At 59.5% G+C, this 24,807-nt stretch carries 31 protein-coding genes and 2 tRNA genes; 17 read left to right on the top strand and 16 right to left on the bottom strand.

Going from position 1 to position 24,807, the window contains the following annotated elements; all coding sequences use genetic code 11:
• Positions 1–20: 20 nt before the first annotated feature.
• The 6 genes from NMA58_RS07355 to NMA58_RS07380 all read right to left on the bottom strand — a co-directional run bounded on the left by NMA58_RS07355 (position 21) and on the right by NMA58_RS07380 (position 9,128).
• On the bottom strand, positions 21–2,678 hold the full coding sequence (locus tag NMA58_RS07355; protein WP_434712819.1) for a nitrate reductase: 2,658 nt from the start codon (positions 2,676–2,678) through the stop codon (positions 21–23).
• A complete protein-coding gene (gene nirD, locus NMA58_RS07360) occupies positions 2,679–3,023 on the bottom strand; it encodes a nitrite reductase small subunit NirD (protein ID WP_097598685.1) in 345 nt (114 codons plus the stop codon).
• 10 nt (positions 3,024–3,033) lie between these two features.
• Positions 3,034–5,484, bottom strand: coding sequence for a nitrite reductase large subunit NirB (gene nirB, locus NMA58_RS07365; protein ID WP_434712820.1), 2,451 nt, complete (start codon positions 5,482–5,484; stop codon positions 3,034–3,036).
• 16 nt (positions 5,485–5,500) lie between these two features.
• Positions 5,501–6,742 (bottom strand): MFS transporter, encoded by a 1,242-nt coding sequence (locus tag NMA58_RS07370; RefSeq protein ID WP_434712821.1) that lies wholly within the window; start codon positions 6,740–6,742, stop codon positions 5,501–5,503.
• 483 nt (positions 6,743–7,225) lie between these two features.
• The gene (locus tag NMA58_RS07375) at positions 7,226–8,506 is read right to left on the bottom strand and encodes a CmpA/NrtA family ABC transporter substrate-binding protein (protein WP_430960396.1); all 1,281 of its coding nucleotides are present in this window, start codon (positions 8,504–8,506) and stop codon (positions 7,226–7,228) included.
• 34 nt (positions 8,507–8,540) lie between these two features.
• A complete protein-coding gene (locus NMA58_RS07380) occupies positions 8,541–9,128 on the bottom strand; it encodes an ANTAR domain-containing response regulator (protein ID WP_302752279.1) in 588 nt (195 codons plus the stop codon).
• Between NMA58_RS07380 and NMA58_RS07385 the strand changes: the two genes are divergently transcribed.
• The 4 genes from NMA58_RS07385 to NMA58_RS07400 all read left to right on the top strand — a co-directional run bounded on the left by NMA58_RS07385 (position 9,120) and on the right by NMA58_RS07400 (position 12,329).
• On the top strand, positions 9,120–9,374 hold the full coding sequence (locus NMA58_RS07385) for a hypothetical protein (protein WP_434712822.1): 255 nt from the start codon (positions 9,120–9,122) through the stop codon (positions 9,372–9,374). The two genes, NMA58_RS07380 and NMA58_RS07385, sit on opposite strands and share 9 nt — an antisense overlap.
• A gap of 142 nt (positions 9,375–9,516) precedes the next feature.
• Positions 9,517–10,176: a peroxiredoxin gene (locus tag NMA58_RS07390; RefSeq protein WP_011425083.1), complete on the top strand. Its 660-nt coding sequence runs from the start codon at positions 9,517–9,519 to the stop codon at positions 10,174–10,176.
• 148 nt (positions 10,177–10,324) lie between these two features.
• Positions 10,325–11,281: a lytic transglycosylase domain-containing protein gene (locus NMA58_RS07395; protein ID WP_434712823.1), complete on the top strand. Its 957-nt coding sequence runs from the start codon at positions 10,325–10,327 to the stop codon at positions 11,279–11,281.
• Positions 11,282–11,375: 94 nt separating this feature from the next.
• Entirely contained in the window at positions 11,376–12,329 is a 954-nt protein-coding gene (locus NMA58_RS07400) for an NAD-dependent epimerase/dehydratase family protein (RefSeq protein WP_434712824.1), read from the top strand.
• Between the two features lie 17 nt (positions 12,330–12,346).
• Here NMA58_RS07400 and NMA58_RS07405 read toward each other — a convergent pair whose 3' ends face one another.
• On the bottom strand, positions 12,347–13,612 hold the full coding sequence (locus tag NMA58_RS07405; RefSeq protein WP_430960392.1) for a glycerate kinase type-2 family protein: 1,266 nt from the start codon (positions 13,610–13,612) through the stop codon (positions 12,347–12,349).
• A gap of 194 nt (positions 13,613–13,806) precedes the next feature.
• On the opposite strand from NMA58_RS07405, the gene NMA58_RS07410 reads away from it, so the two are divergent.
• Positions 13,807–14,109: a DUF6074 family protein gene (locus NMA58_RS07410; RefSeq protein ID WP_183700885.1), complete on the top strand. Its 303-nt coding sequence runs from the start codon at positions 13,807–13,809 to the stop codon at positions 14,107–14,109.
• A 37-nt stretch (positions 14,110–14,146) separates the two neighbouring features.
• Here the strand turns inward: NMA58_RS07410 and NMA58_RS07415 are convergent, their stop codons facing one another.
• A complete protein-coding gene (locus NMA58_RS07415) occupies positions 14,147–14,275 on the bottom strand; it encodes a hypothetical protein (protein ID WP_259668362.1) in 129 nt (42 codons plus the stop codon).
• On the opposite strand from NMA58_RS07415, the gene NMA58_RS07420 reads away from it, so the two are divergent.
• Positions 14,259–14,678, top strand: coding sequence for a low affinity iron permease family protein (locus tag NMA58_RS07420; protein WP_085777911.1), 420 nt, complete (start codon positions 14,259–14,261; stop codon positions 14,676–14,678). The two genes, NMA58_RS07415 and NMA58_RS07420, sit on opposite strands and share 17 nt — an antisense overlap.
• Before the next feature lie 14 nt (positions 14,679–14,692).
• On the opposite strand, the gene NMA58_RS07425 is transcribed toward NMA58_RS07420, so the two are convergent.
• Together NMA58_RS07425 and NMA58_RS07430 are read right to left on the bottom strand one after the other, a co-directional pair.
• Positions 14,693–15,052 carry a low affinity iron permease family protein gene (locus tag NMA58_RS07425; protein WP_085777912.1) on the bottom strand — a complete coding sequence of 120 codons (360 nt, stop codon included), beginning with the start codon at positions 15,050–15,052 and terminating at the stop codon, positions 14,693–14,695.
• A 206-nt stretch (positions 15,053–15,258) separates the two neighbouring features.
• On the bottom strand, positions 15,259–16,179 hold the full coding sequence (locus tag NMA58_RS07430; RefSeq protein ID WP_183700887.1) for a hypothetical protein: 921 nt from the start codon (positions 16,177–16,179) through the stop codon (positions 15,259–15,261).
• Between the two features lie 116 nt (positions 16,180–16,295).
• Here NMA58_RS07430 and NMA58_RS07435 point away from each other — a divergent pair, with 116 nt between their 5' ends.
• On the top strand, positions 16,296–16,718 hold the full coding sequence (locus tag NMA58_RS07435) for a hypothetical protein (protein ID WP_434712825.1): 423 nt from the start codon (positions 16,296–16,298) through the stop codon (positions 16,716–16,718).
• Here NMA58_RS07435 and NMA58_RS07440 read toward each other — a convergent pair.
• Positions 16,705–16,890, bottom strand: a complete 186-nt coding sequence (locus tag NMA58_RS07440; RefSeq protein WP_434712826.1) for a hypothetical protein — start codon at positions 16,888–16,890, stop codon at positions 16,705–16,707. The two genes, NMA58_RS07435 and NMA58_RS07440, sit on opposite strands and share 14 nt — an antisense overlap.
• Before the next feature lie 195 nt (positions 16,891–17,085).
• Here NMA58_RS07440 and NMA58_RS07445 point away from each other — a divergent pair, with 195 nt between their 5' ends.
• The 4 genes from NMA58_RS07445 to NMA58_RS07460 all read left to right on the top strand — a co-directional run bounded on the left by NMA58_RS07445 (position 17,086) and on the right by NMA58_RS07460 (position 18,959).
• The gene (locus tag NMA58_RS07445; RefSeq protein WP_434712827.1) at positions 17,086–17,433 is read left to right on the top strand and encodes an oxidoreductase; all 348 of its coding nucleotides are present in this window, start codon (positions 17,086–17,088) and stop codon (positions 17,431–17,433) included.
• A 280-nt stretch (positions 17,434–17,713) separates the two neighbouring features.
• On the top strand, positions 17,714–17,893 hold the full coding sequence (locus NMA58_RS07450) for a hypothetical protein (protein WP_085777915.1): 180 nt from the start codon (positions 17,714–17,716) through the stop codon (positions 17,891–17,893).
• Between the two features lie 233 nt (positions 17,894–18,126).
• Positions 18,127–18,330, top strand: coding sequence for a CsbD family protein (locus tag NMA58_RS07455; RefSeq protein WP_009986102.1), 204 nt, complete (start codon positions 18,127–18,129; stop codon positions 18,328–18,330).
• A 296-nt stretch (positions 18,331–18,626) separates the two neighbouring features.
• Complete coding sequence (locus tag NMA58_RS07460; protein ID WP_434712828.1) at positions 18,627–18,959, top strand: hypothetical protein; 333 nt, start codon at positions 18,627–18,629, stop codon at positions 18,957–18,959.
• A gap of 495 nt (positions 18,960–19,454) precedes the next feature.
• Here NMA58_RS07460 and NMA58_RS07465 read toward each other — a convergent pair.
• Positions 19,455–19,529, bottom strand: a tRNA-Asn gene (locus NMA58_RS07465).
• A 117-nt stretch (positions 19,530–19,646) separates the two neighbouring features.
• Between NMA58_RS07465 and NMA58_RS07470 the strand changes: the two genes are divergently transcribed.
• On the top strand, positions 19,647–19,964 hold the full coding sequence (locus NMA58_RS07470; protein WP_085777917.1) for a hypothetical protein: 318 nt from the start codon (positions 19,647–19,649) through the stop codon (positions 19,962–19,964).
• Between the two features lie 94 nt (positions 19,965–20,058).
• Positions 20,059–20,346, top strand: a complete 288-nt coding sequence (locus NMA58_RS07475; protein ID WP_221138372.1) for a hypothetical protein — start codon at positions 20,059–20,061, stop codon at positions 20,344–20,346.
• 52 nt (positions 20,347–20,398) lie between these two features.
• Here NMA58_RS07475 and NMA58_RS07480 read toward each other — a convergent pair whose 3' ends face one another.
• Positions 20,399–20,737 (bottom strand): KTSC domain-containing protein, encoded by a 339-nt coding sequence (locus NMA58_RS07480; RefSeq protein ID WP_183700897.1) that lies wholly within the window; start codon positions 20,735–20,737, stop codon positions 20,399–20,401.
• Between the two features lie 112 nt (positions 20,738–20,849).
• Positions 20,850–21,113 carry a hypothetical protein gene (locus tag NMA58_RS07485; protein WP_221114538.1) on the bottom strand — a complete coding sequence of 88 codons (264 nt, stop codon included), beginning with the start codon at positions 21,111–21,113 and terminating at the stop codon, positions 20,850–20,852.
• Between the two features lie 269 nt (positions 21,114–21,382).
• On the opposite strand from NMA58_RS07485, the gene NMA58_RS07490 reads away from it, so the two are divergent.
• The 4 genes from NMA58_RS07490 to NMA58_RS07505 all read left to right on the top strand — a co-directional run bounded on the left by NMA58_RS07490 (position 21,383) and on the right by NMA58_RS07505 (position 23,167).
• Positions 21,383–21,456 (top strand) — tRNA-Cys (locus NMA58_RS07490).
• 215 nt (positions 21,457–21,671) lie between these two features.
• Entirely contained in the window at positions 21,672–22,199 is a 528-nt protein-coding gene (locus tag NMA58_RS07495; protein WP_434712829.1) for a hypothetical protein, read from the top strand.
• 176 nt (positions 22,200–22,375) lie between these two features.
• A complete protein-coding gene (locus NMA58_RS07500) occupies positions 22,376–22,681 on the top strand; it encodes a hypothetical protein (protein WP_434712830.1) in 306 nt (101 codons plus the stop codon).
• 156 nt (positions 22,682–22,837) lie between these two features.
• Positions 22,838–23,167, top strand: a complete 330-nt coding sequence (locus NMA58_RS07505; protein ID WP_434712831.1) for a hypothetical protein — start codon at positions 22,838–22,840, stop codon at positions 23,165–23,167.
• An 85-nt stretch (positions 23,168–23,252) separates the two neighbouring features.
• Here the strand turns inward: NMA58_RS07505 and NMA58_RS07510 are convergent, their stop codons facing one another.
• Together NMA58_RS07510 and NMA58_RS07515 are read right to left on the bottom strand one after the other, a co-directional pair.
• Positions 23,253–23,570, bottom strand: coding sequence for a sunset domain-containing protein (locus NMA58_RS07510; protein ID WP_434712832.1), 318 nt, complete (start codon positions 23,568–23,570; stop codon positions 23,253–23,255).
• Positions 23,571–23,698: 128 nt separating this feature from the next.
• Positions 23,699–24,634 carry a hypothetical protein gene (locus NMA58_RS07515; protein WP_434712833.1) on the bottom strand — a complete coding sequence of 312 codons (936 nt, stop codon included), beginning with the start codon at positions 24,632–24,634 and terminating at the stop codon, positions 23,699–23,701.
• Between the last annotated feature and the right edge of the window lie 173 nt (positions 24,635–24,807).

Genomic DNA, 24,807 nt, shown 5'->3' on the forward strand with positions numbered 1-24,807 from the left:
CAGCATTCGCGCTTGCGCATTCACTCCGCGGCTGCGGCGAGACAGCGATCGATGATCCTGCCGATTTCGCTGCGGCAGGAACCGCAATTGGTTCCGGCGCTCGTTTCCTTGCCTACCTCTTCAACGCTATGGCATCCGCCTCGCACCGCGGCAGCGATCTGGTTGACCCCGACACTGAAGCAGGAGCAGACGGTCGCACCGGGATCCGGTCTGCCGCCGCCGGGACGGCCTGCGACCAGCGCAAAGCGTTTCCTGAGGTCGCCATGCACGACGGAGAGTTGCGAGATTGCCCAGTTGCGAGCAACGGCAACCGGCTCGCGTGCAAGGAACAGAGCGGCAAGCAGGATCTCACCATCGAAGAAGGCGAGCCTCAGGTCGCCGGATTGCCGATCCGCATACCCCAGCGGTTCGATTGCGGCCGGAATGGCGAAGACCTTCCGGCACCAGGCCGTCCAGTCTTCGACAGCCTCGGTGAAGGCAAGCTCAAGCCGCCAACCGCCTGCAGCTTTCGCCACCGCCCAATAGGCCGCGTCGGGTGTGTCCGGTTTGATGGCAGAGACCGCGAATCCGTAATGGGTGGCGCGGAAGGGCCGAACGGCAACGGCAACATTCTTCGACGCCGGCTGGCCGGAAATAGGGTCGGTGATCGGCGCCACCACGGCGTCGATCCGGGCTTTTGCCGCGAACTGATCGTTCCAGTGCATGGGTGCGAAAATGCCGCCGCGCGCCTGGCGGTCGGTCACCAGCGCCCGCACGATCGCTTTGCCCTGGGGGCTCTCGATCTCGACGAGGCCGGCGCTTGATATGCCGGTCTCGATCGCATCGCGCGGATGGATCTCGGCAAAGGGTTCGGCGATATGGGCGGAAAGCCGCGCGCTCTTCCCGGTTCGTGTCATCGTGTGCCACTGATCGCGGATGCGGCCGGTGTTCAGGGTGAAGGGGAAATCGGCATTGGTGCGGTCCGCCGCAGGCGGTTTCACCGCGACAAAGCGCGCCTTGCCATCGGGATGGAAAAAGCCGCCCTCGGCGAAGAAGCGGGTGACGCCAGGCTCTGTCCCCGCGGGCTGCGGCCATTGAAAGGGCGACAGTTCATCATAAGCACCACCGCTCGTGCCGGCGTGGGCGCCGATGTCGAAATCGCGGCTGCCGTCATTTTCGAAGGCGGAAAGCGCTGCATGTTCGGCAAAGATTGCATCCGGCGCCTCGAAATCGAAAGCGACGCCAAATCCCATGCGCCGTCCGACCTCCGCAAGCTGCCACCAATCAGCCCTGGCTTCGCCGGGGGGGTTGAGAAACGGCCGCTGCCTGGAAATGCGACGTTCGGAATTGGTAACGGTACCGTTCTTCTCGCCCCAGCCGAGCGAGGGCAAAAGCACATGGGCATGCCGGGTCGTATCCGTGTCTCTCAGAATGTCCGACACGACGACGAAGGGACAGGCGGCGATCGCGCTTTCGACGCTGTCGGCATCCGGCATCGACACAACAGGATTGGTGGCCATGACCCAGAGCGCCTTGATGCGTCCATCGGCCACCGCACGGAACATGTCGACCGCCTTCAAGCCGGGCTTTGCGGCGATGACGGGCGAATTCCAGAAGCGCTGCACGCGGTCGCGGTCATCCGCATTCTCTATCGCCATATGGGCGGCAAGCATATTGGCGAGGCCGCCGACCTCACGCCCGCCCATGGCGTTCGGCTGGCCGGTCAACGAGAACGGTCCCATGCCCGGCCGGCCGATGCGGCCGGTAGCGAGGTGACAGTTGAGGATGGCGTTGACCTTGTCGGTGCCGGAGGAGGATTGGTTGACGCCCTGGCTGTAGCAGGTGACGACCTTCTCGGTCGTCTCGAACAGGCGGAAGAACTCCCTGATCTGCATGGCCGGCAGACCGGTCCGTTCCAGGAGATCGTTGGTGTCAAGCGCGGCTGCGGCCGCAAAAGCATCGCCGAAACCCTTGGTATGGGCGGCGATATAGTTCTGGTCGATCGCCGGGCTTGTCGCAAGATGCGCAAGCAGTCCCATGAACAGCGCGACGTCGCCGTCCGGGCGGATTGCCAGGTGCAGGTCGGCGATATCGCATGTCATCGTCCGGCGCGGATCGATGACGACGATGCGCATGTTGGGCCGTGCCGTCTTTGCGGCGGCAAGCCGCTGGTAGATGACAGGGTGGCACCAGGCGAGGTTGGAGCCGGTCAGGAGCACCAGATCGGCAAGTTCGAGATCCTCATAGGTCCCGGGCACCGTATCGGCGCCGAAAGCACGGCGATGGCCGGCGACGGACGAGGACATGCAGAGCCTGGAATTGGTGTCGATATTGGCTGAGCCGATGAAGCCCTTCATCAGCTTGTTGGCGATGTAATAATCTTCGGTCAGCAGCTGACCCGAGACGTAGAAGGCAACCGAATCCGGCCCGTGTTCGGCGATGGTTTCGGAAAAACGCCGTGCGACGAGATCAAGCGCCTCGTCCCAGTCGCTCTTTTCGCCGGATATTTCAGGATGGAGAAGACGGCCGTCGAGATCGATCGTTTCGGCAAGCGCCGAACCCTTCGAGCAGAGACGGCCGAAATTCGACGGATGCTCGGGATCGCCCTTGATGCTGGCGGCGCCGGCCTCGTCGACCGTGGCAATGACGCCGCAGCCGACGCCGCAATAAGGACAGGTGGTCTTGACCTCTGTCGTCATTTATTCCGCCGCCATCATCAGACTTTCAAGCGCTATGAACAGAGCGCCGTCGTCGTTGCGGACCGGTATGGTCCGCACCGCGCCCTCATCGGCGCCGAGCGCCTTGCCGGTTTCGAGAGAGATCACCCAGTTGTGCAGCGGGCAGGTGACGGCCTTGGCGTGGACGATCCCCTGCGACAGCGGCCCGCCCTTGTGCGGGCAGTGATCCTCGATGGCAAAAACCTCGTTTTCCGCCGTGCGGAAGACGGCGATCTTGCCCTGCGGTGTCTTCACGCAGCGCGCGCCACGCAGGGGGATATCGGAGATGTCACCGATCGGGTGCCAGTTTTCATTGGACCAGGTCATATCAATCTCCTTACTCGGCTGCCTGCGGATAACCGATCGTCGCCATCGGCTTGAATTCATGCTTGTCCTTGCCGGAGACACGCTCAGACCAGGGATCGACCTGGGCGAATTTCTGGGAGAAGACAAAGCGGTCGTAATAGGCTTTACGCTTTTCGGCATCACCCATGATCTGGCGGCGGATTTCCTCCAGGCCGATGCGCTTGGCCCATTTGTAGATGCGCTCAAGATAGCGGGCCTGCTCACGGTACATCTGCGTCAGGGCAACGATATGCTCCAGCGCCTCGTCTTCGGTCTTAACAAGCCCGAGCACCTCGGTGCCCTTGATGTCGAGACCGGCCGCACCGGCGAAGTGGATTTCAAAGCCGGAATCCACGCAGATCACGCCGATATCCTTGCAGGTTGCTTCCGCGCAGTTGCGCGGGCAGCCGGAGACGGCCATCTTCAGCTTGGCCGGTGTCCAGGAACCCCACATGAATTTCTCGATGCGAATGCCGAGACCGGTGGAATCCTGGGTGCCGAAACGGCACCAGTCCGAACCGACGCAGGTCTTCACGGTACGCAGGCCCTTGGCATAGGCCTGGCCGGAGACGAAGCCGGCCTTCCCGAGATCGGCCCAGACGGCTGGAAGGTCTTCCTTCTCCACTCCAAGCAGGTCGATGCGCTGCCCGCCCGTCACCTTCACCATCGGGATCTCGAACTTGTCAACGACATCGGCGATGGCGCGAAGCTCGTCCGACGAGGTGACGCCGCCCCACATGCGCGGAACAACGGAATAGGTACCGTCCTTTTGAATGTTGGCGTGGACGCGCTCGTTGATGAAGCGTGACTGGTAGTCGTCGGCATATTCATCCGGCCAGTCGCAGACGAGGTAATAGTTGAGTGCAGGGCGACATTTTGCGCAGCCGCAGGAGGTCTTCCATTCGAGTTCCTGCATGACCGCGGGGATGCTCTTCAGCCCCTTTGCCTTGATCAGCCGCCGGACATCGTCATGCCCGAGTTCGGTGCAGGTGCACATCGGCTGGACGGCAGCCGGATTGTAGCTGTCGCCGAGCGTCAGCGCCATCAATTGCTCGACGAGGCCGGTGCACGAGCCGCACGAGGCGGACGCCTTGGTATGGGCGCGCACGTCGTCGAGGGACGTCAGCCCCTTTGACGTGATCGTCGACGTGATCTTGCCCTTGCATACGCCGTTGCAGCCACAGATTTCCGCGTCATCCGGCAAGGCTGCAACGGCCGCCATAGGGTCCAGCGGCGACCCTCCCTGATAGGCCTGTCCGAAGATCAGCGTCTCGCGCATCTCCGAAATATCGGTCGCTTTCTTTTTCAGGTCGTTGAACCAAGCGCCGTCGGCAGTTTCGCCGTAAAGCACGGTGCCGATGATCTTGTTGTCCTTCAGCACCAGACGCTTGTAGATGCCGGCGCTGGCATCGCGCAGCACGATCTCTTCGCGGTCGTCGCCGTCGGCGAAATCGCCGAGCGAATAAAGCTCGATTCCTGTGACCTTCAGTTTGGTCGGCGTATCAGCATGGACGAAGGCGGGTGAACGATCGCCGGAGAGATGCGCGGCGGCGATACGGGCCATCTCATAGAGCGGCGCGACAAGGCCGTAGACCATGCCGCCCACCTCGGCGCATTCACCGAGCGCCAGGATATCCCCGTCCGAGGTCTGCATGCCGGCATCGACGACGATGCCGCGATTGACCGCAAGACCGGCGTCCTTCGCCAGGCCGACATTCGGCCGGATGCCGACGGCCATCACGACGAGCGTTGCCGGGATGATGCGGCCGTCGTCCAGCTCGATGCCTTCGACCCTGCCGTTTCCGATGATCGCCTTGGTATTGGCCTTGCAGATGACCTTGATGCCGCGTTCCTCGACGGCCTTCTGCAGAAGATAGCCGGCGGCGGGATCGAGCTGACGCTCCATCAGCGTCGGCATGACGTGCAGTACGGTCACGTCCATGCCGCGCTGGGCAAGACCGGCCGCTGCTTCCAGGCCGAGCAGGCCGCCGCCGATGACGACGGCCTTTTCGCGCGACTGCGCGGCAAGCAGCATCGCCTGCACGTCATCGAGGTCGCGATAGGTGATGACGCCGGGCAGATCCTTGCCGGGAACCGGAATGATGAAGGGCACCGAACCGGTTGCGATCACCAGCTTGTCGTAGCTTTCGGTGACGCCATGGTCTGACGTGACGGTCTTGGCGGCGCGATCGATGTTGACGATCCTGTGGCCCTTGTAGAGCGTGATGCCGTGCTTGATATACCAGCCGTCACCATGAATGATGATCTGCTCGTAGTCCTTTTCGCCGGAGAGAACCGGCGACAGCATGATGCGGTCGTAATTGACGCGCGGCTCGGCATTGAAGATCGTCACTTCATAGCGTCCGGGCGCCTGCTCGAAGAGATGCTCCAGCATGCGCCCGGGCGCCATGCCATTGCCGATGATAACGAGTTTTTCAGTCATATCTACAGTCCTTGGATCAGGTTGCAGCCACGGGCGCAGAGTGCCCCTGGCGCGACAATTGCTTGACGGACAGGTGCATCCAGATGAGCGAGATCGCCACGATCGCGAAAAGCAGCAGGAAACAGCTGGACCAAAGGCCGGTCATATCCTTGAGGAGGCCAAAGGCGATCGGCAGGATGAAGCCGCCGAGCCCGCCCATCATGCCGACGATGCCGCCAACGGCGCCTACGCTGTCGGGGTAGTAGGCCGGAATGTGCTTGTAGACGGCGGCCTTGCCGAGGCTCATGAAGAAGCCGAGCACGAAGATGACGACGATGAAGATGACCGGAGTGATCGCGGTGGCCGGCAGCGAAAGGATGAGGGTGGCCACAGCCGACACGGCAAACATCGCGTACATGACGCTGCGCGCGCCTTTCTTGTCCGAGAGCACGCCGCCGAAGGCCCGGAAGATGCTGCCCGGGATGGAGTATGCGGCCGCGATCATGCCGGCCGTTTCCAGGTTGAAGCCGTAGACGCCGACGAGGTAGCGCGGCAGCCACAAGGACAGGGCGACGAAGCCGCCGAAGGCGAAGAAATAGTAGAGCGAGAAGCGCCAGACCTGAACGTTCTGCAGCGGCGCGAATTCCTGGGCCAGGCTCTTGGAAGCGACGCCGCGCTCGCGGCGAAGGCGGAAGGCCGGATCATCTGTCGTGGTGAACCAGAAGACGATGGCCATCAGCGCCAGGCCGACGGCCCAGATCTCGGCAACCGCCTGCCAGCCCCATGCGATGAGCACGAAGGGGGCTGCAAATTTGGTGACGGCCGCGCCGACGTTACCGGCGCCGAAGATACCGAGCGCCGTTCCCTGTTTCTCTGCCGGGAAGAAAGGCGAGACATAGGCGACGCCGACTGCGAAGGAGCCGCCGGCAAGGCCGACACCGAGGCCGGCGATCAGCATCTGCGTATAAGTGTGGGCGTAGGAGAGAAGGAAGGTCGCCAATGCGGCGGCGAGCATCGTCAGCGTGTAGACGAGACGGCCGCCGTACCGTCCCGTCCAGATGCCGAGAACGATGCGCACGATCGAGCCGGTCAGAACGGGGGTGCCGATCAGCAACCCGAACTCAGCCTCGTTCAGGTTGAGCTCTTGCTTGATGCGAATGCCGATGATGGCGAAGATCGTCCAGACGGCAAAACAGAGGGTGAAGGCCACAGTGGAGATCCACAGTGCTTTGGCTGTTTCGCCGGCTGACATGGGCTGCACTTTCTCAATGGCAGACATAGCTTCTCCGTGGCCCGACAAGGTCGTGCCGATCCATTGCTGGGGGTTAAAACAAAAAGCCGCTGGTCAGGACGCGCTTGCACGAGGCGCGCAAATATCCTGATCAGCGGCTTTGCTGGTGGCGCCCGCCGTTGGACGCCCAATCATTGGCCTTCCGGCCTATCTATCTCGATGCAATCCCATCGCGGGTTGCTGAACATTTGATCGACTACCGTTTGCTTTGCTTGTCGCAACGTAGCCCGTGTCTTGATGAGCGCCTGCGTGTGCCCATTTCGCCCCGATCGCCGTTGATCCGCGCAATACAAGCAATGCAAACTGCGTGCCAATTTTCTACATGTTGCTCAAGCCTTTGAAATGAAAGCTTTTCGAGAGAGATTTTAGTCTTGCCTATTTTTCGAGCAGCGGCAGAGGTGCAAATCTTTTGTGCGTTGTGATAGGGCGGCCGCCGATCCGTGCTGGCGTTTTGTGCAGGCAGGCCTGGCATCAGGTTTCGTCGTTGCCGGTGAGGAAGGGCAGGGTGCTCCTGACGGCAAAGCCCGCGACATAATCCGGCAGCGCTGCGGGATCGAAGATCCGACCATCCATGAAGCGATCGTTATCTTCGCCGCCTTCGATGCGAATATCGGCATCAACAGGCGCGTTGTTGTCGCCTAGAGCTGCGCGATAGAGATCCGGGCGGTAGGCGGAGGTGGCGGCCCGTGCCCTGTTGAGGCTGGTCTCCGCCTGCCCCCAACGGATCATCTGACTGTAAATCCAGAGGGCATGGCTCGGCCTCGGATAGTTGGCGAAACCGGAGTGGAATTGAAAATATTCGGGGATGACGCGCCGGTTGCTATTGGCATCGAGGTTGAATTCGCCGGCGAGAACGCGGCGGATGATGTTTACCGGGGCGGCGATGTAACGGGGATCGGAAAGGGCGGCCGCCAACGCGTCGTGATTGTCCGGGCGGTCGCACCAGCGCGCTGCAGCGTCGAGCGCCACAATCAATCGGGAAACGGTTTCGGGACGGCTTTCGGCCCAATCCGGCCGCATGCCGATCACCTTTTCAGGAGCCGAGGGCCAAATATCCTGCTTGGCGGCGACGATACGGCCGAGCCCGCGCTCGGAGGCAACCATATTCCACGGGGCGCCTACACAGAACCCGTCGATCGCACCGGCCGCCAACGCGTCTGATGTCATGGGCGGCGGCACGACGACGAGCTTGACGTCCTTGTCGGGATCGATGCCGCCCGCCGCCAGCCAGTAACGGAATTCGTAATTGTGGGAAGAGAAAGGATAGGTAACGCCGAAGGTCGGCAGCGGCTCTTCGCGTGCCTTCATTGCCGCCAATGTCTTTGCCAGGGCGCGGGCATTGTCGAGCGCGCCTGCCGTTTCCGGCAAGCCGGCGTCCTCGCGCATCCTCTCGAAGAGCCGGGCCGATAGGGTGATGGCGTTGCCGCCGCGACCCAACGAAAAAGGCGTGATCGTCGGCGACGGATTGGAACCGAGGCCGAGCATCGAAGCGACCGGCATCGGCGAAAGCATATGGGCGATGTCGAACTGGCGAAACGCCAGCCGGTCGCGAACATTCGCCCAGGAAACGTCCTTGACGAGATCGAGGGTCAGGCCTTCTTTCTGTGCAAAACCGAATTCTGCCGCCGCAATCAGCACCGATGCGTCGACAAGCGGAATGAATCCCGCCCGCAGTACTTTCGCGCCTTCGTTGTTCACGCATGCGGGCGAGGGCAGCCCGCCGGAATTGGCGGTCTTTGTCATCATATCCACTCCGGTTTCCTCCGGAAATTCGCAATATCGGCCATTACATCAAAAGCCCTGCAGCGGTGACGACGCTCTGGGCGATCTCCGACATTTTCTTCTTTTCATTCATTGCTGTCTGGCGCAGCAGGGCGAAGGCCTCTTCCTCGGAGAGTCCGCGCATTTTCATGAGTATGCCCTTGGCGCGCTCGATGAGCTTGCGTTCCTCCAGTGCCGAGCGGGCATCGGCGAGCTCGCGCCGCAGCCGGCTGAAGGCATTGAAGCGGCTGACGGCCATATCGAGAATCGGTTTGACTCGCTCCTTCTTCAATCCGTCGACGATATAGGCCGAAACGCCGGCCTCGACGGCGGCCTCGATGGAGGCCGTATCGGAGCGATCGACGAACATAGCGATCGGGCGGCTGACCGTGCGCGTCAGCTGGAACAGATGTTCCATCATGTCGCGGTTGGGATTTTCGATATCGATGATGATCACGTCGGGCATCAGCGTTTCGATCGTTCGTGCGATGCCGTTGACCTCATGCACGACGGTGACGCGCGCATGCCCTGCCTCGCGCAGTCCTTCCTCAATGATGGAGGCGCGTATAGCATTTTCGTCGATCACCAGAATTGTCAGATCGCGATGCGTCATTCGCATAATTATGACGCGCTGCAGCAATTTTGGCAAGGCGTACGCCTGAAAAATGTGCATAAGACACTATGCATAAAAATTAATCAAAATGGCGCAGTTTCAGGCGCGCAGCGAGCCGATCTGGTCACCAAGCCTTCGGTGCTGGCCGCGAGATCGCTAACAGCTGCCTTTCCTTCATTATGTAAAAATAATGCCGCAGCAGCCCGGAAATCGAAAGGGCATACCTTTAGTTATCGTGGTATATGACCTAGTTAAATTTGGGGATAGGAGGTCTTTACTTCCTGTCGGCGCGATCTCGATCATCGCAATCTGCGACTGCTTCCGAAGGACGGCCGATGCCCCGCGATTTAAGATGAAAAACATTGAACAAAGGCTTGGAGGGCCGACCATGAGCTTACGCATCAACGACATCGCTCCCGACTTTACCGCCGATACGACGCAGGGACCGATCAGCTTCCATGATTGGATCGGCAACGGCTGGGCCGTGCTGTTCTCGCACCCGAAGAATTTCACGCCTGTCTGCACGACGGAGCTCGGCGCCATGGCTGGCCTTGCCGACGAGTTTTCCAAGCGCGGCGTCAAGATCATCGGCATTTCCGTCGACCCGGTCGAAAGCCACGCGAAGTGGAAGGGCGACATCAAGACCGCAACCGGCTTTGATGTCGATTACCCCTTGATCGGCGACAAGGATCTGAAGGTCGCCAAGCTCTACGATATGCTGCCGGCCGGTGCCGGCGACAGCTCCGAAGGCCGGACGCCCGCAGACAACGCAACGGTGCGCTCGGTCTTCATCATCGGCCCGGACAAGAAGATCAAGCTGATCCTGACCTATCCGATGACGACGGGCCGCAATTTCAATGAGATCCTGCGCGCCATCGACTCCATCCAGCTGACCGCCAAGCACCAGGTGGCGACGCCGGCAAACTGGAATCAGGGCGAAGATGTCATCATCACCGCTGCCGTTTCCAATGACGATGCGATCGCGCGGTTCGGCTCCTTCGATACCGTCCTGCCCTATCTCAGGAAGACGAAGCAGCCGTCGGTCTGAAAACGGCTTTCAAGTTCGTTCCCGAAGCCGCCGCGGCCATTGCCCGGCGGCTTTTTTCATGCCCGCATTGCGAAATGGGGAAGCTTCGCGCCTTAATCGATGTTATCTAGCATGAACGTCGCGATGGAAGTTAACCTGCTGAGATCCGATGATAGGGCGAAAGCGTCAGTCCGGCATTTTGAGGAATTCGGCGAAGGCCCTGCTTTCGCTTTGTTTTCTGTTTTCCGGCGTCGATACGCCGAAAGCTCAACCGGAAGGGAGTGCTGCCGAGCCGGCCTGTCTCTATTCGGGACCCTCGGCCTTGGGTTCAGGCGAGAGGCTCTGCATCCGCAAGGACAGTTTCAATCGTGACCTTTGCATCGCGATCGAGCATTTCGCCGAGGCCAATCGGTTGCCGCCGGCTTATTTCGCCCGACTCATCTGGCGGGAAAGCACCTTTCGCCCCGACGCAGTCAGCATCAAGGGCGCGCAGGGCATTGCGCAGTTCATGCCTGGAACGGCGAAACTTCGCGGCCTCGAAGACAGCTATCAGGCGCTGGAAGCCTTGAGGAAATCGGCGCAATATCTCGACGAATTGCGAAATCGTTTTGGCAATCTCGGCCTTGCCGCGGCCGCCTACAACGCCGGCGAAAACCGCCTTGCGACTTACCTTACATCAGGCAGGTTACCCTACGAGACGCGCGGCTACGTGATGGCGATCACCGCCCACACGGTCGAGGAGTGGAAGGACAATCCGCCTGAGAATGCAGCCGCCCCGCTCGACAAGGACAAGCCCTTCCTTGACGGCTGCGTGGCGCTGGCCGAAAGCAGGATATTGAAGGACACGCCTTGGCGCCAGGAGGGCATTTGGGCACCCTGGGGCGTCCAACTGGCGGCGAATGCCGATGCCGCCGTGGCGCGGCGCATGTTTCGCGACGCCGTGCTGGATCTGCCTGCGCCATTGAACGCGGAGCAGCCCCTGATCCTGCGTCAGCGCGATCGCAGCTTCGGTTTTCGACCGCGTTATGCTGCCCGCATCGCCCGGCAGACACGAATGGAGGCCAACGACGTCTGCAATCAGATCCGCAAGCACGGCGGCACCTGCCTCGTTTTCAGGAACCAATAGAAGGCCTGCTCCATTCGCGACGAAAAGTCTGCTTGCACGATCGCTGGACGGCGCAGCATAGTCGCAGCGGATCATGCCATCGGGAGGGAAGACAATGCGCGTTTTGGTCATTGGGGCAACGGGCCATGTCGGAACCTATCTCATTCCTCGTCTGGTGGAGGCGGGTCACGACGTCGTCACCATCAGCCGCGGCGCGGCAAGGCCTTATACGGCAAACCGCGCTTGGGCCTCCGTCGATCAGCGACAGATGGACCGGGTAGAGATGGAGCGGACCGGCGAATTCGGCCCGGCCGTGCGGGCCTTGAACGCCGATATCGTCATCGATATGATCTGCTTCACGCTGGAAAGCGCCGAGCAGCTGGTGACGGCGCTGTCAGGGCATGTCGGCCATTTCCTACATACTGGCACGATCTGGACACATGGATATCCGGTGGCCGTGCCGACACGGGAGGAAGCGCCGAAGTCTCCGTTCGGTGACTATGGCATTCAAAAGGCGGCGATCGAAACCTATCTGCTGCAGCAGGCAAGACTTCGGGGTTTTCCGGCGACCATCATTCATCCCGGCCACATTGTCGGCCGCGGATGGGCGCCGCTCAATCCGGCCGGCAATTTCAATCTGCAGGTCTTTTCGACCCTTGCCCGCGGAGAGGCTCTGGCGCTGCCCAATTTCGGTCTGGAGACCGTTCATCATGTCCATGCCGACGACGTGGCGGCGATGTTCATGGACGCGATCGCCAATCGGAATGCATCGATCGGCGAAAGTTTCCATGCGGTATCGGAGCAGGCCGTGACGCTTCGCGGCTACGCCGAATTCATGTCGCGGTGGTTCGGGCAGGACCCGAAGCTCACCTTCGCACCATTCGACGCCTGGGCGGAGGGCCAGACGGCCGAGGACGCGGAGGCGACATGGGAGCACATCGCCCGCAGTCCGAACTGCTCGATTGCCAAAGCCCGGCGCCTGTTGGGCTACACCCCGAGATATACGTCTCTGCAGGCGGTGCAGGAATCGGTCGGCTGGCTGGTCGGGCAGGGACGGATCAAGACCTGATCGCCGGTTAGTCGTCTCTAACGGATGAGGATCGCCCTGAAATCGTTGACGTTGGTTCCGGTCGGACCGGTCTCGAAGAGATCGCCGATAGCCTTGAACGCCGAGTAGCTGTCATTGCCGTCGAGCAGTCGGCGCGGATCGAGCCCGGCGGCGCGCAGACGCTTCACCGTGCCGTCATCGGCAAAGGCGCCGGCATTGTCTTCCGAGCCGTCGATCCCGTCCGTGTCGGCAGCCAGCACAGCAATGCCGTCTTGCCCATCGATTGCAAGCGCCATGGCAAGGGTGAATTCGCCATTGCGCCCGCCCTTGCCGCCTTTGGCTTTCAGCGTCACCGTCGTCTCGCCGCCGGACAGGAGGACGACCGGCTTCGAGAATGGCCTGTTCCGCCCGAGGATCTCGCGGGCGATGGCCGCATGCACCAGCGCCACGTCACGCGATTCGCCTTCGATGGCATCCGAAAGGATTGCCGGCGTGATCCCTTGTGATTCCGCCTCGGCAGCGGCGGCCGCCAGCGAAACGCCGGCAGAGGCGATGATGTGATGCTCGTGCCGCAGGAATACCGGATCGTCCGGCCGCGGTGCATCTGCCTTTGGCGAGTTCAAATGGTCGAGCGCGGCCTGCGGCAGCTGCAATCCATACTGCCTGATGATCTCCAGCGCTTCTTGCCGTGTTGAACCGTCGGGCACCGTCGGCCCGGAGGCGACGTGGGACGGGTTATCGCCGGGAATATCCGAAACGATCAGGCTGACGACTCTCGCTTTCGTCGCTGCCGCCAGTCTTCCGCCCTTGATGGTGGAGAGATGCTTGCGCACCACATTCATCGCCGAGATCGGCGCGCCCGACGCAAGCAGCATTTCGTTGAGCGCAATTTCGTCTTCGAGCGTCAATCCTTCCGGCGGGGCGGGCAGCAGTGCCGAGCCGCCGCCGCAGATCAGCGCGATCACGAGATCGTCTTCCGTCAGCCGGTTCACCGTTTCCATCAACCGTCTGGCGGCAGCGAACCCAGCAGCGTCGGGCACCGGATGGGCTGCCTCGATGATCTCGATGAAGCGTGTTTCGCAGCCATAGCCGTATCGCGTGACCACCAACCCCTCGATCGGTCCGGCCCATGCGCTTTCGAGCGCCCGCGCCATCTGCGCCGCGCCCTTGCCGGCGCCAATCACGACGGTTCTTCCTTTCGGTTTCTCCGGCAGGTGCGATTTGATGCCGGTCAGCGGATCGGCCGCGCGAACTGCCGCGTCGAACAGGCTTTTCAGGAAATCGCGGGGGGCGGTTATCGTCATCGTTGGTCTCTGCTGCCTCAAGGTGTCGATTGTGACCGAGACTGTCGGCGTATCGGCGTGGCGGCGTCAAGGCCGAAGATGCGGTGATCTGACGGCAGTGACGCAGAGTCTCGGCATTGGAAGAGGCGAACGAATAGAAAGCATTAACCATCCTCCCGTAGACAACATATAGGATCAAAGGAAACCTGTATTCGATGGCCACTGAAACGACCTGCCGCCCTGCCGCCACCTCTCACGAAGGCAAGGTTATTGCCTTTCCCTCCGCAACCGGAACTGCCAATATCGAACGCTGCGCCCGGGAACTCGGCCGCCGGCATGGCGCGGACGCAGTCGAATTCTGGAAGGCCGAGTGCCGCAGGCTTGCCGATCAGCTTCTAGCCGCGGGAATGCCGGAGAGCCTTGTCGGTCAGCGGGTGATGGAGTTTCAACAAGATGTCCAGATCGAACTGGTCCTCAGCCACCAGAAGCAGGCCGTTGCCAAATCACAGAAACGCTGATTCATCGGGTTTGATCCGACGCGTCTGACCAGCAATCTCATGCATTGAGCATGCCGTCCGGATCGACCTCGACGGCATGAGGAACTTCCGCCCGGATGTGGAGTTGATGTTGTCGATTGACAGCATTGATGCTGCGGGAGCCTTCTCGAATGTCGAACAAATCCAACTTCTTCTCTTCCTTCGCAACCGCCGTCGCCGAGCTGTCGGGAAGGCCGTTCACCTTTATCGCAGCTCTGATGCTCGTCCTCGTCTGGGCAGTGTCCGGGCCATATTTCGATTATTCCGAAACGTGGCAGCTCGTGATCAACACGACGACCACCATCATCACCTTTCTGATGGTGTTTGTGTTGCAGAACAGCCAGAACCGTGACGGAAAGGCTTTGCAGGCCAAGCTTGACGAACTCATTCTGACGAGTCAGGCCGCCAATAAATTTGTCGGCATCGAAAAGCTCGACGAGGGCGAGCTCAGGGAAATGAGCAAGACGCTTGCAGAAAAGGCCGAAAGCGTCGAGGAGAAGGCGGATGAGAAATCGGACGAGAAATCCGGCGCAGAGGCAACGTCCGGTTAGAGGCGCCCATCTCCTCACACTCGCTTCGCCGAAATCTGGTCTTGATGTTGCTGCCGCATCTCTTCAATGGCGTCGGCATCTTTCTTCTCGGCTGCAATCCAATGGTTTCCTGCCTCGCTTGATCGGATTAGTTCGTCGAGCTTGGCATGGAGTGCCTTCATGTCCCGATTTTGGGAGTGCTGCAGCAGCAGCAAAATAAGGAATGTGACGAGCGTGCCCACCATGTTGGTCAGCAGAAACCACTGCCGGGGAAAGGAAAATCTTAAACCGACTGCCGTCCATAGAGTTATGAACCCAATCAGCGCGACAGGAACCACACGGTGCCCTGCCCATGAAACGGCGAGGTCGGAAATCAGTCGAAAGCGCCAGCGCATATGGCTCTCCACAGTCCCATAAAGGAAGATGGAGCAGATCGTAGCCGTTTCCATCACCAGGCGTGTCGCGATTATTCAGATGCGCTTTGGCGTTTCACGTCTTCATACGCTCCTCTACCGGCTTTAGCGTGACGTGCGTGCTTTTGGTCAGGCTGACTGCCGAGCCGAGGACTGGGGCGCGCCGTTGAGACCGCGCCCCCCCTCAGTTAGAGGCGGGATGTGACGACGAGATCTTCCTCTGCGTCGCGTTGCGATCCTCCCAGAGCCGCAGCCGCAGCGGCTATGAAGGCGCCGACCAGAAGCGACAAGGATCCCAGCAATGCCGTGGTCGAGGCGGCTTTTCGTGCCTCGTCGGCAGCCTTCTGCGTGGCGGCCTTAGCGTCGTCGATACGCTTCAGCACAGCATCCACGCGGGCGCGTGCATCGGCTTCGGAGAGACCGGTCCGCGCAGAGACGATGGTGGCAAGATAGGCCTTGTCCTCATCTGGAACTTGCCCTTCGGCAGCGCCATTGAGGAGGATGCGGGAGACTTCCGACGTTGCCGCAGCATCGTTGGATGTCGCTGCCGCACGCGCCTGGTCAGGGCGTAGCAATGCGTCGGTAAAATAGGCGGTGGAAAGATCCAGCGGCGAGGTTGACGACGTTGCTGCTGCCGTACCGGCGGCCGCGGCGGTCGAGCCTACGGCTTGCGCGGCCGATCCTACCGCCTGTGCACCGGCACCGGCAAGCGATGTCAGCGACGACGCAAGGAATCCGGCGACGAAGATGGTTGCCAGAGCCCAGCTTAGAAAACCATGCGCGGTGTCGCGGAAGAAAACCTCGTCGGTGTGGACGGCGGCCCATTTTGTGCGCAAGCGGCCGGTTACATAGCCTCCGAGCGCGGAGGAGAGCCATTGCACGAGAACAAGCCAGATCGCCGCTGTGATGCCGAGCGTGCCGAGCGAGCTGCTTTGTCCCGACCAGGGCGACACCATCGTCAAGCCAAGCCCGGATCCCAGAAGAAGAAGGATGAGGGTCACTCCGATGGCGGCGGCCGCGCCACCGAAGATGGGTCCCCATGTCATGGCGGATTTGGAGGATTCGACCGGAGTGGCAACCTCTCCGGAACCTGTCATTGAAACCGACATGATCCGTTCCTATCGCATAAACAGAGCCAGAAGAATGATGATAGGCAGTGGAACGCCAAGCAGCCAAAGTAGAATACCGCGACCCATGAGAGACCTCCTGTCAAAGGCGACGTTACGTGGTTGATGCCACACAACTTTTAACGATGGCGTTTGTTCCCGCCGGTGGAAGCGGTCGGTTTGAAGCGCGCGGTTGCCTGTCAGTCGCGCGGCAGCATTTGAAGGAGCAGCAGATTGCCGGAGCGGTTGCCGCATCCTTGGCATTGAAGGCGTTTGGCCAGACTGGCGAGAGACAGGTTCTGGCCGCAGCGACGGGCAATATTCCGCCGCTCAATAAACATCTGGCGGCGACATGCGTGGCAACGGGCATACATGACGAACCACTCCGGCAACGTCGCCAATGTTGCCTTTTCGATTTCGACGGAGTGGCGATCAGGAGGCGCGAGGCCGATACCGCGACGATGTCTCATGGCCTTTCAACGGTCGTTGTCCGTTCACAGGCCATGCCGCGGCTCACGCCTTTATCTCTCAGGGCGAGCTGAAGTCTGAGATGACGGCAATCCAGCAGCAGCGTTGTAATGGCGGCACGGACGTCCCTTGGTGAAAAGCGACAACTGCGTCGACTTCTCCTCTCAACGTTTCTTCTGCTAATTTTTCGGCTGCCTGCGGACGCACGACCTCGATCTCCTTCAGAGCTTCCAATCCGATTTTCATTTGCGCCCCACCGATGTTCCTATTATGTTCTCATCCGCCTTCGAGTCAAGAATGAGGGCGTTTCCGCCGTTCGTTCGGTCATCGGCCGAGGCGGTGAGCGACGCAGGGACGTTCCTGTACGTTTTCGAACTGAAACAATCTCCAGAGGCTTTTGTTTGCTGCCTATCGGCAATGAAGCAGCGAGGAGGATATCCAATGCTTCTGAGAATGATGGCAGTAGCAGCAATCACGATTGGCCTGGCAACGTCGGCAATGGCGCAATCAGGTGGAGGCTCGGGATCGGGCAGTGGCAGCGGCGGCGGAGCCTCAGGTTCCGGCAGCGGCACCATGTCTGGTTCGGACGCCAGCGGTTCCGGCAACACCAATTCCGGCGGTGCCGGCGCAAACGCAAATACGACTATCGGCGCCGGTGCGACCGGTGCGACCGGCTCCGGCGGCGATCCGAACGACTGCCAGCGCCAGCAGGCCGGCGGCACCGGCAACCCGGCTCCCACCTCCGGCAATAGCTCGACACAACCCGACGCGGCAAATGCATGCCGGTGAAAGCTTCGTCAACTTGCCCCGGAAGTCAGTGTCGCTTCCGGGGCGCCATATGCGTTGTGCTATCTTTTAATACCGCGAGGATGGCCGACGATATGAACGTATTGCACGCATAATTCTTAACGACCGGCACGAATTTTTCGCGGCTGAAGCTGACGTCCGTTGAGAGTCGCGGCTATATCTTCAGCCGCAGAGTGATTTCGGAGGAGTTCGGGAATGCTCCCGTAGTTCTGGAAGAAGGGACTCTCGCTTACCGAGCGCAGCGGAAATGGGAGAAGTATTCATGAACAGATTTCGAGCATTCTTAGCGGCCGGAGCAATTGGCCTGTCGGTCATTGCCTCAGCTTGCTCGACGCCGCCAAATTCATATGGCTCGGCATCGGGATACCAGCCTGGCGATTCCATGAACCCTGCCTGCGCCGACGGCTTCCGGCCCGGCGACGGCCGTTCGTGCAGCTATTAGAGAGGGAGCCGCTTCAAATCCGATGTCTGGGGTCGGACGACCAAAATTGCGAGAACAAAGCGCTCGATCCGACATGCTGAACACCCAATCGGAGCCTCCAGCCGCTCGAGGCGGAGTCTTGCCACTCGCTGCCCATACGAAGAATGTTGATTCTGTACTGGCTGGCCGCCTGCCGAAGCGGAACCCTTATCGCTCATCTCCGTTCCTCTTTCCTACGACAGGAGGAATGAGCCATGGATTGGAACCGCGTTGAAGGCAATTGGAAGCAGATGAAAGGCAAGGTCAAGGAGCAGTGGGGCAAGCTGACCGACGACGATCTTGACGTCATCAACGGTAAGCGCGATCAGCTCGAAGGCAAGATCCAGGAGCGCTACGGCTACGAGAAAGACCGTACCCGGCGAGACATTGACGACTGGTATAATCGCCAGACCTGGTAAGTTGCATTAATCGGAGCAAGGATCGGTAACTCGGCACGCCCAACTTAATGGGCGTGCCATTTTCACATCTTATCGACCTATGCCGGCGGCCAGGCAGCAGCGTCGGGCGCGCTCCCTCGATAACGGTCGCCGCCGGCTGACTGCCCGGGTGCGCTTGCTCTGAACACCAATGGCCGGCTCGAACACCACCCGCGGCCAAACCAGCGGTGCGTTGTCTGGTGTTTTTGTGAGCGGGCCGTCGTTCATCGGAGGTTAATGCTTGTTAACCCAGAATCGCAGCTTGAAAGGATGCGCCGATGAAGATGCTTTTTTCCTCGCTTGCAGCCATTGTCTTGTCTGCATCTTTCGCCCTGCCGCTTAACGCCGCGCCGATTGTCGTGCCGAAAGCGGTAGCTATACACACCGCCGACGTCGAGCAGGTCAAACACCGTCACCACGGTAATGGACATGCGTATGGCCACTGGAAGAAACACCGGTACGCTTACCGCGACTGCCGGTATTACGGCTCCTGCTATCGTCCGCATTATTACGGCTACCGCGACTACCACGGCTATCGCGACTATTACGGCTATCGCGACGATTACCCCTATCGCCGTCGGTCAGGTGTGACCGTGTATTTTGACTTTTAGTCGGCAGCACTAACGGCAACTGCCCTCGGCATGAAAACATGCAGTAGGGTAACCTGCGCCGATACCTGTCTGGATCTGACCAGCTGCGGTGCGAGGAAATCACGGTGTCGGACAGGGAAGGGAGCTATCAGCAGTAGCCACTGAACTGTCGCAAAAGAGAAGGATCGGGCGAATGCCAGCGCCGACCCTTCTTTTGCATTAGCACGGCGCCAGTACATCCGTGGTTACCAGCAAAAGCTTCAGATAGACCGAATCCACGCGCCTTGGGAACTTTCGCAAGGTTCAGGCGGGTGCGGATTTAGGACTAGGCGAGAGGAGTGCCTTGCCGCCCACGGTCGGTGTGCCGCCAACGGCGGAATTAACGTTGGGATAAATCAGTAACAGAAAAATTATAGCCCAAGCGACGGCGACATATGACTTCAAATTGGGGGAAAGCGGGGAAGTAAGTGCCTGCCTTCGGATTTCTCAACAAAAACAGGCACTTATTTCTAGAATTGGCTCCCCGGGCCGGATTCGAACCGGCGACCTGTCGATTAACAGTCGAATGCTCTACCGCTGAGCTACCAGGGATCACTGCTTGGCGCGGTGTGAGTGGGCTAATACAAATGCTTGCCCGATTTGCCAAGCGGTTTTTTCAAAAAAATGAAATGAACTTGTATTTGGACAGTCTGCGCCCATCTCTGGGAAATGACAAACAGGAATGATCGCCAAGAGACAACGGGCAGCGAAAAGCGCAGAAGGCGGGCAGGGCGCTTCGGTATCGACCACGTAAACCACAGGCTTATGCTCGGCTCCTTCAGCATTGGCATGCCGCACTCACGCATCGGACGGATGGCAATCGGTGCGGCCCTCGTTTTCTGTGGATTGCTGGGCTTCCTGCCGGTCCTCGGTTTCTGGATGCTGCCGCTCGGCCTCCTGGTGCTTTCGCATGATCTTTCCATCGCCCGCCGGCTTCGGCGCCGGCTGGCAGTCTGGTGGCACAGGCGGCGAACGCCGGCCGGCTAACGGCGGTCGCGGGAGACGCCCTGCGGAACGTGGATCGTTTTCGGCATTGGTGGTTTATGGAGCTGAAACGCACCACGACGATCCGGGTGAGGATATGAAGCCATTTTTTATTGCAGTTTTCTCGGTAGCGGCGATGGTCTCAGCCACATCAGCCGAGGCCCAGGCCGTCGACAGCCGGGGTTTTGACGCGAGCGGTATCTGCCGCCGCCCCGAAGGGTGCGTCATCGATCAAGGCGAAGGCTGGTATAACGGGCCTCGCAACTATCGCAATTTTAACGGCCGTAATGAGCGCGACGGCAGGAACGACCGCGGTCGGGACGATCGCCGCTACCGTTCCCAGAACAGGACCTCGCTTGAGAGCGTCGGTATCACCGTCGGCTGATCACGCAGGTCGGGTGTCGAGTTCGATTTGCATGGATCCGGATGAAGCGATTCTAATTCGATCTCAGTTCGCTTTCCTCGAAAATCCCGCCATGGCCCGGATCCAGCTCGGTTGCCATCAACACACTGCAGGCGGCAAGAAGCAGAACGAGCTTCAGTCCGTGGACGACCATCGAGAAGGGTTGTCGACGGGCCGGTGAGACGCGCGATGGCGCGATATAATACCGGTAATAAAAGTGTGGATCGTTCGTTTCCAGAAGGTTCTGGTAGACATGCGGCGGAATATTCGCATGTCTCACCGGCGCTGAACCGGCGAACTTTACGTGGAGATCCCGGGTCTCGGCATCATATGCCGCACGTCCCTGCCTTTCTTTGAGGGCAGCCCATTCCATCGCAGCTCCTATCCCTCCCACGGCGATAAGATGGCGGGCAGGCGCTCTAAGTCAAGTTGGGAATTCGTCCAAATGCCGCCGGTGGTTTTTCATGTCCCGAGTGGCAGGCAATTCACCAGGATCGGCCCGCGTCGAAATCTTCGCACTCTTCCTCTGTCATCTGGCGGTGAACAAACTTGCCGTCGACGACCTTGCGCATCACGTGGCCGGTGATCGGCATCTTCGTGTTGATGTCGATGACAGTTTCGGTAACGAGGGCATAGCCCCACTCGTCTTCCTTGCCTCCGTTCACATAGATCCTCGAGAGGCGCTTGAGCGTGGCAAGAAGTGAAAAAAAGATGTCTTTGGCAGTCCCGCCGAATGTCGCGTCGTGCATGATTTCTCCCCAGAAAATGGGGATCAACCAAATCGGTTCGCATTGCAATCGTAACTATTTGGGGTGATGCCGAAGGGCTGGACTTTTATTGGTATGTAGTTAACCCGCTATCATCATTCAAGCGTGGAGCGGGTCACGCAGGATTTTCCGCTAACGCCTGTTCGGAATGAAAAAAGGACCACATTCAGAATGAAAGGTCTTGCGCTCATTCTAGAGCTGGTCTAAATCGCGGCCACCACACGATATTTTTCGATGTCGGTCACAGGTGAGGCCTCGTGGCGGAGTGGTGACGCAGAGGACTGCAAATCCTTGTACCCCGGTTCAATTCCGGGCGAGGCCTCCAACAATTTTACCAGTAAAAACAAAAGCTTAGCGCGACCTAGCTGTCAGCCTCCCCTTGGCTGCATGTTGCATATGTTGCAAAAAATTTCTCAATGTTTACAACGGCTCTCATTTAGTGACGGCAGCTCCGTGCGACATGTATGCGACATGCCGGCCCTCCTAAACCCCGGCCGTTCGTGCCTTTTTTAACCTTCGGCGTTGTGGCATCCTTCCTCAATGCCCATCTCATCGAAAAGAACGCCGTCCTCCGATCCGCACCGCTCCTTGCGGGCGGTGACCATCGCGAATCCGTACTTCTCGCCGGCGCATGACGGTGAGGCGGGTAATCCCCGAACCATTCCGGCGATCGTCAACATCCGGGAAAGCGCCATCACGATGTTGGCCTCGCGCGGCCGGATCGACGCCGCTCAGCTCGCCGCCGCGACGAGGTTTCGCGCCTTGTGGGAAGCGATGTGCCGGAGCACGCGGGCGATCGACTACGGTCGTGAGCCGGTGGATGGCGGCGGTATTGCGGACCCGATCGGCCACCGCCAGATGCAGGCGGCCGAGGAACTTCGTCGGATTCGACCTCTGCTTGGCGAGAAGGGGTACTGGCTGGTGTCGCGGATATGCGGCGAGGGCTACTCCCTCGGTGAGATTGTCGGCCCAGGAGCAAGCAAACGGGCCAAGCTCAGAGCCGCCCGCGATCTCCGCGAATACCTCGATCTGCTCTGTGAATACTGGAACCTGTCCACGCGGCGCTGATGCCCCGCCTTGACTCCCACGGGGCCGCCAGCGCGGTTCGTGGATAAGGGCTGGGGGAATTTGCTCCTTAGGGAAACATTGTCGTCTCTTGCGTCCTACGTTCACGTGGCCGTTTTCAGGGAGAGCCCCGCTATGATACTGACTATCGCAGCCTCTCATTAACGGAGCAAAAGCGGGTGAAAAATTTACATGAAGAAGTCCGCTTCTTTGTCTGGGCTTGGTTGGCCCTTGCGCCTTGCTGTGCGGTACTGTTTGGCGGAACGATTCTTTATGTCCAACTCAATGACATTGATCCTTCCACGGTCGCGGATGTCTCGTTCCTTTGGCCGGTCATGCTTTTCGCTTTTCTGACGATTCTTCTCCTAGTCGAACTGGGGTCCCAGTCAAAATTCAGGACCGGCTTTTTTACGGCATGGCTTCAAATGGCGATGAGAGAAATTACAATTGAAGGCCTGTATGAGCGTGGAAGGCGAGACGGTTAGATCTCAGCTCCCATCCACCACGAGTTCGGAGCGGGGCGGGCGGAGCTTCCCTGAGCAGCTTTTTCCCGATCTCGTCCCCATTCGTTCGAAATGTTGATGAGCGGCCGATGGATGGCGCCCTGCTAATCCCGTACCAGAGTCGCTGAGGGACTGAAGATGCGAAGCTATCTTTTTAGTTTACTAAGAATTTTAATGATAAATGAAAAGAAATATGGCCTTTATGCTATTGTAATCGGGCTTTTGATTTCGGTATTTGCCTGGATTCCTCTGGTTATATTGGCTGAAACATTGTCCTCTGAGTTCGCGATCGCACCAGTGCTTTCGAATTCGTGTGCTCTCGTGATGTTTTCACCCATCGTTATATTGTTTTACGCTTCATTTGCTTTGTTATCTGATGAGGTTTCTGGATATTTAACGGGGCGGACGGTGATTGGAAAAGAACCTGGTTCACTTAAACGCAAAATTCGGCAGATGGTGGGGATCTAAAGGACACGGGAAAAACTCCGCTCAGTGACACCAGTCGTTCCGGCATTTAGGGTTCCGTGTTCGGGCGAAGCCTTCTTTCCGCTCATCACGATTTCGATTTTCGCCAGCCGGCCGCCCAAGCCTCAAACTCCGTACAGAACCATCTTTCCCCGTACTGGGGGCTGATCTTCGTCTGTGCGTAGTATTTCTGCCCCGGCACATGGAAGATGCGCTCGCCCGTGTCGATGCTGATGTTGCCCTTGATCCTGCACGATTGTCCGGAACCGCCAGAAGCGTTCCATGAGGCCAGCATGTCGCTCGCGGTCCAGCCGCCGGCCGCGCCAAACGCGACCGCGCCGATGACTAAGCCGGGCGCCGTGAGCAGCACCGATTTCTTCTGCGGAACGCGATAACCCTGACGCATGCCCTATCTCCCCCGGCGTGAAGATCGTAAGCGCGTTGCCGCACGGCGAACATCTATCAAAAAGGGGTATCGTCCAATCCAAGCTGCCGGCCGCCGGCCGTCAGGAGTTTCGACCGTCAACAGCAGGTCTATCCCATGCTCTTGCGGTTCTTTTCAATCAACTCGCGGGAAACAACCTTCTTCGGATCGCGGTCCCTGACACGTGTCGCAAACGCCTCGTCAGCAAGTTCTTCATCGCCATAGTCGGCATAATCGAGATGCCGCCAGTTGCCATCCGGCGTCATCTCCATGCCGTAAAGCGGTCCGACGAAGCCGCTACGCGGGATAATATAAGTGCGCACGAACGGGTCGGTTTCGTAGTCCCGCTTTATGAACTGCGCACCTGGTGTGTTCTCGATGAACCAGGGCTGGCGGCCGAAGTAACCGAACTGTTTCGCAATGATCTTATCAAGCCGATGGAGAGCGGTAAGCGCATCTTCACGCAAAGACTGGTAGGTGTCGGGGTTAAAATGAATCGAGCGATTTCGCAGGTCGCTCAGCGCGAGGAAGTCCACCTCGACGCCAGTGACCAGCACTTTCCAGTCCATCAGCACCGTTACCGCAAAAGGCCAGTAGTCGAAGGAGTCCTTCCTGTAGACCTTTTTGTAGTGAGGGGAGGCCTTAAAACTATCCCGGAGGTCAAGAATGAGATGGTTAAGGATGCGCTCGCCAAGGGCGCATGCTGCGACCAACGCGGGATAGTACGCGCCTGTGACAAACGAGCGGCGCGCCTGCTCGTGCAGCATGTTGTGATAGCTGAGTAAGGACATCGATTTAGGCCCCAGATCGATCGTGTTCTGGGTGATCATCGCAATGTTTCGGACACCGTGCTCGACCTTGAGCCTTTCGACGACTTGGGCCCGGCTGTTGGCGTGATCATTTTTCGCCTGCTCATCCCAGTGCTCCTCAGGGTCCTTGAGGTTCATGGGGGTCGAGTCGAAGTCAAAGGAAAAGGGATGATAGCGGCGGGCGCCGCGATCGGCCAGCTTTGCATGCTCGTTGTAGTCGTACACACCACCGATCAAGTCGGTTATCGTTATCCGCATTTGTCATACCAGCTTCGATTCGCATACCGGTCCTCGAAGTATTGGCTGAGACAGCACAGAAGCAAGTTCACAAATCGAAACTGCGGTTTGGATGCCCGGCCGGTATCGCCTTCGTCCTTCCGGCCACCCGAAAAGCTCCTCCCGGCCGAACT

Source organism: Rhizobium sp. YTUHZ045 (genome assembly GCF_051124255.1).
Lineage (GTDB): Bacteria > Pseudomonadota > Alphaproteobacteria > Rhizobiales > Rhizobiaceae > Rhizobium.

Excerpts from the sequence above, each read along its gene's own strand:
- nirB (WP_434712820.1), bottom strand. The coding sequence starts at position 5,484 with ATGACTGAAAAACTCGTTATCATCGGCAATGGCATGGCGCCCGGGCGC.
- nirD (WP_097598685.1), bottom strand. The coding sequence starts at position 3,023 with ATGACCTGGTCCAATGAAAACTGGCACCCGATCGGTGACATCTCCGAT.
- NMA58_RS07440 (WP_434712826.1), bottom strand. The coding sequence starts at position 16,890 with ATGAAAATCGGATTGGAAGCTCTGAAGGAGATCGAGGTCGTGCGTCCG.
- NMA58_RS07460 (WP_434712828.1), top strand. The coding sequence starts at position 18,627 with ATGAAGATGCTTTTTTCCTCGCTTGCAGCCATTGTCTTGTCTGCATCT.
- NMA58_RS07475 (WP_221138372.1), top strand. The coding sequence starts at position 20,059 with ATGAAGCCATTTTTTATTGCAGTTTTCTCGGTAGCGGCGATGGTCTCA.
- NMA58_RS07485 (WP_221114538.1), bottom strand. The coding sequence starts at position 21,113 with ATGCACGACGCGACATTCGGCGGGACTGCCAAAGACATCTTTTTTTCA.
- NMA58_RS07425 (WP_085777912.1), bottom strand. The coding sequence starts at position 15,052 with ATGCGCTGGCGCTTTCGACTGATTTCCGACCTCGCCGTTTCATGGGCA.
- NMA58_RS07385 (WP_434712822.1), top strand. The coding sequence starts at position 9,120 with ATGCGTCATTCGCATAATTATGACGCGCTGCAGCAATTTTGGCAAGGC.
- NMA58_RS07410 (WP_183700885.1), top strand. The coding sequence starts at position 13,807 with ATGGCCACTGAAACGACCTGCCGCCCTGCCGCCACCTCTCACGAAGGC.
- NMA58_RS07420 (WP_085777911.1), top strand. The coding sequence starts at position 14,259 with ATGTCGAACAAATCCAACTTCTTCTCTTCCTTCGCAACCGCCGTCGCC.
- NMA58_RS07450 (WP_085777915.1), top strand. The coding sequence starts at position 17,714 with ATGAACAGATTTCGAGCATTCTTAGCGGCCGGAGCAATTGGCCTGTCG.
- NMA58_RS07470 (WP_085777917.1), top strand. The coding sequence starts at position 19,647 with ATGACAAACAGGAATGATCGCCAAGAGACAACGGGCAGCGAAAAGCGC.
- NMA58_RS07370 (WP_434712821.1), bottom strand. The coding sequence starts at position 6,742 with ATGTCTGCCATTGAGAAAGTGCAGCCCATGTCAGCCGGCGAAACAGCC.
- NMA58_RS07400 (WP_434712824.1), top strand. The coding sequence starts at position 11,376 with ATGCGCGTTTTGGTCATTGGGGCAACGGGCCATGTCGGAACCTATCTC.
- NMA58_RS07445 (WP_434712827.1), top strand. The coding sequence starts at position 17,086 with ATGCTTCTGAGAATGATGGCAGTAGCAGCAATCACGATTGGCCTGGCA.
- NMA58_RS07380 (WP_302752279.1), bottom strand. The coding sequence starts at position 9,128 with ATGACGCATCGCGATCTGACAATTCTGGTGATCGACGAAAATGCTATA.
- NMA58_RS07480 (WP_183700897.1), bottom strand. The coding sequence starts at position 20,737 with ATGGAATGGGCTGCCCTCAAAGAAAGGCAGGGACGTGCGGCATATGAT.
- NMA58_RS07455 (WP_009986102.1), top strand. The coding sequence starts at position 18,127 with ATGGATTGGAACCGCGTTGAAGGCAATTGGAAGCAGATGAAAGGCAAG.
- NMA58_RS07405 (WP_430960392.1), bottom strand. The coding sequence starts at position 13,612 with ATGACGATAACCGCCCCCCGCGATTTCCTGAAAAGCCTGTTCGACGCG.
- NMA58_RS07510 (WP_434712832.1), bottom strand. The coding sequence starts at position 23,570 with ATGCGTCAGGGTTATCGCGTTCCGCAGAAGAAATCGGTGCTGCTCACG.
- NMA58_RS07395 (WP_434712823.1), top strand. The coding sequence starts at position 10,325 with ATGATAGGGCGAAAGCGTCAGTCCGGCATTTTGAGGAATTCGGCGAAG.
- NMA58_RS07430 (WP_183700887.1), bottom strand. The coding sequence starts at position 16,179 with ATGTCGGTTTCAATGACAGGTTCCGGAGAGGTTGCCACTCCGGTCGAA.
- NMA58_RS07355 (WP_434712819.1), bottom strand. The coding sequence starts at position 2,678 with ATGACGACAGAGGTCAAGACCACCTGTCCTTATTGCGGCGTCGGCTGC.
- NMA58_RS07390 (WP_011425083.1), top strand. The coding sequence starts at position 9,517 with ATGAGCTTACGCATCAACGACATCGCTCCCGACTTTACCGCCGATACG.
- NMA58_RS07495 (WP_434712829.1), top strand. The coding sequence starts at position 21,672 with ATGCCCATCTCATCGAAAAGAACGCCGTCCTCCGATCCGCACCGCTCC.
- NMA58_RS07505 (WP_434712831.1), top strand. The coding sequence starts at position 22,838 with ATGCGAAGCTATCTTTTTAGTTTACTAAGAATTTTAATGATAAATGAA.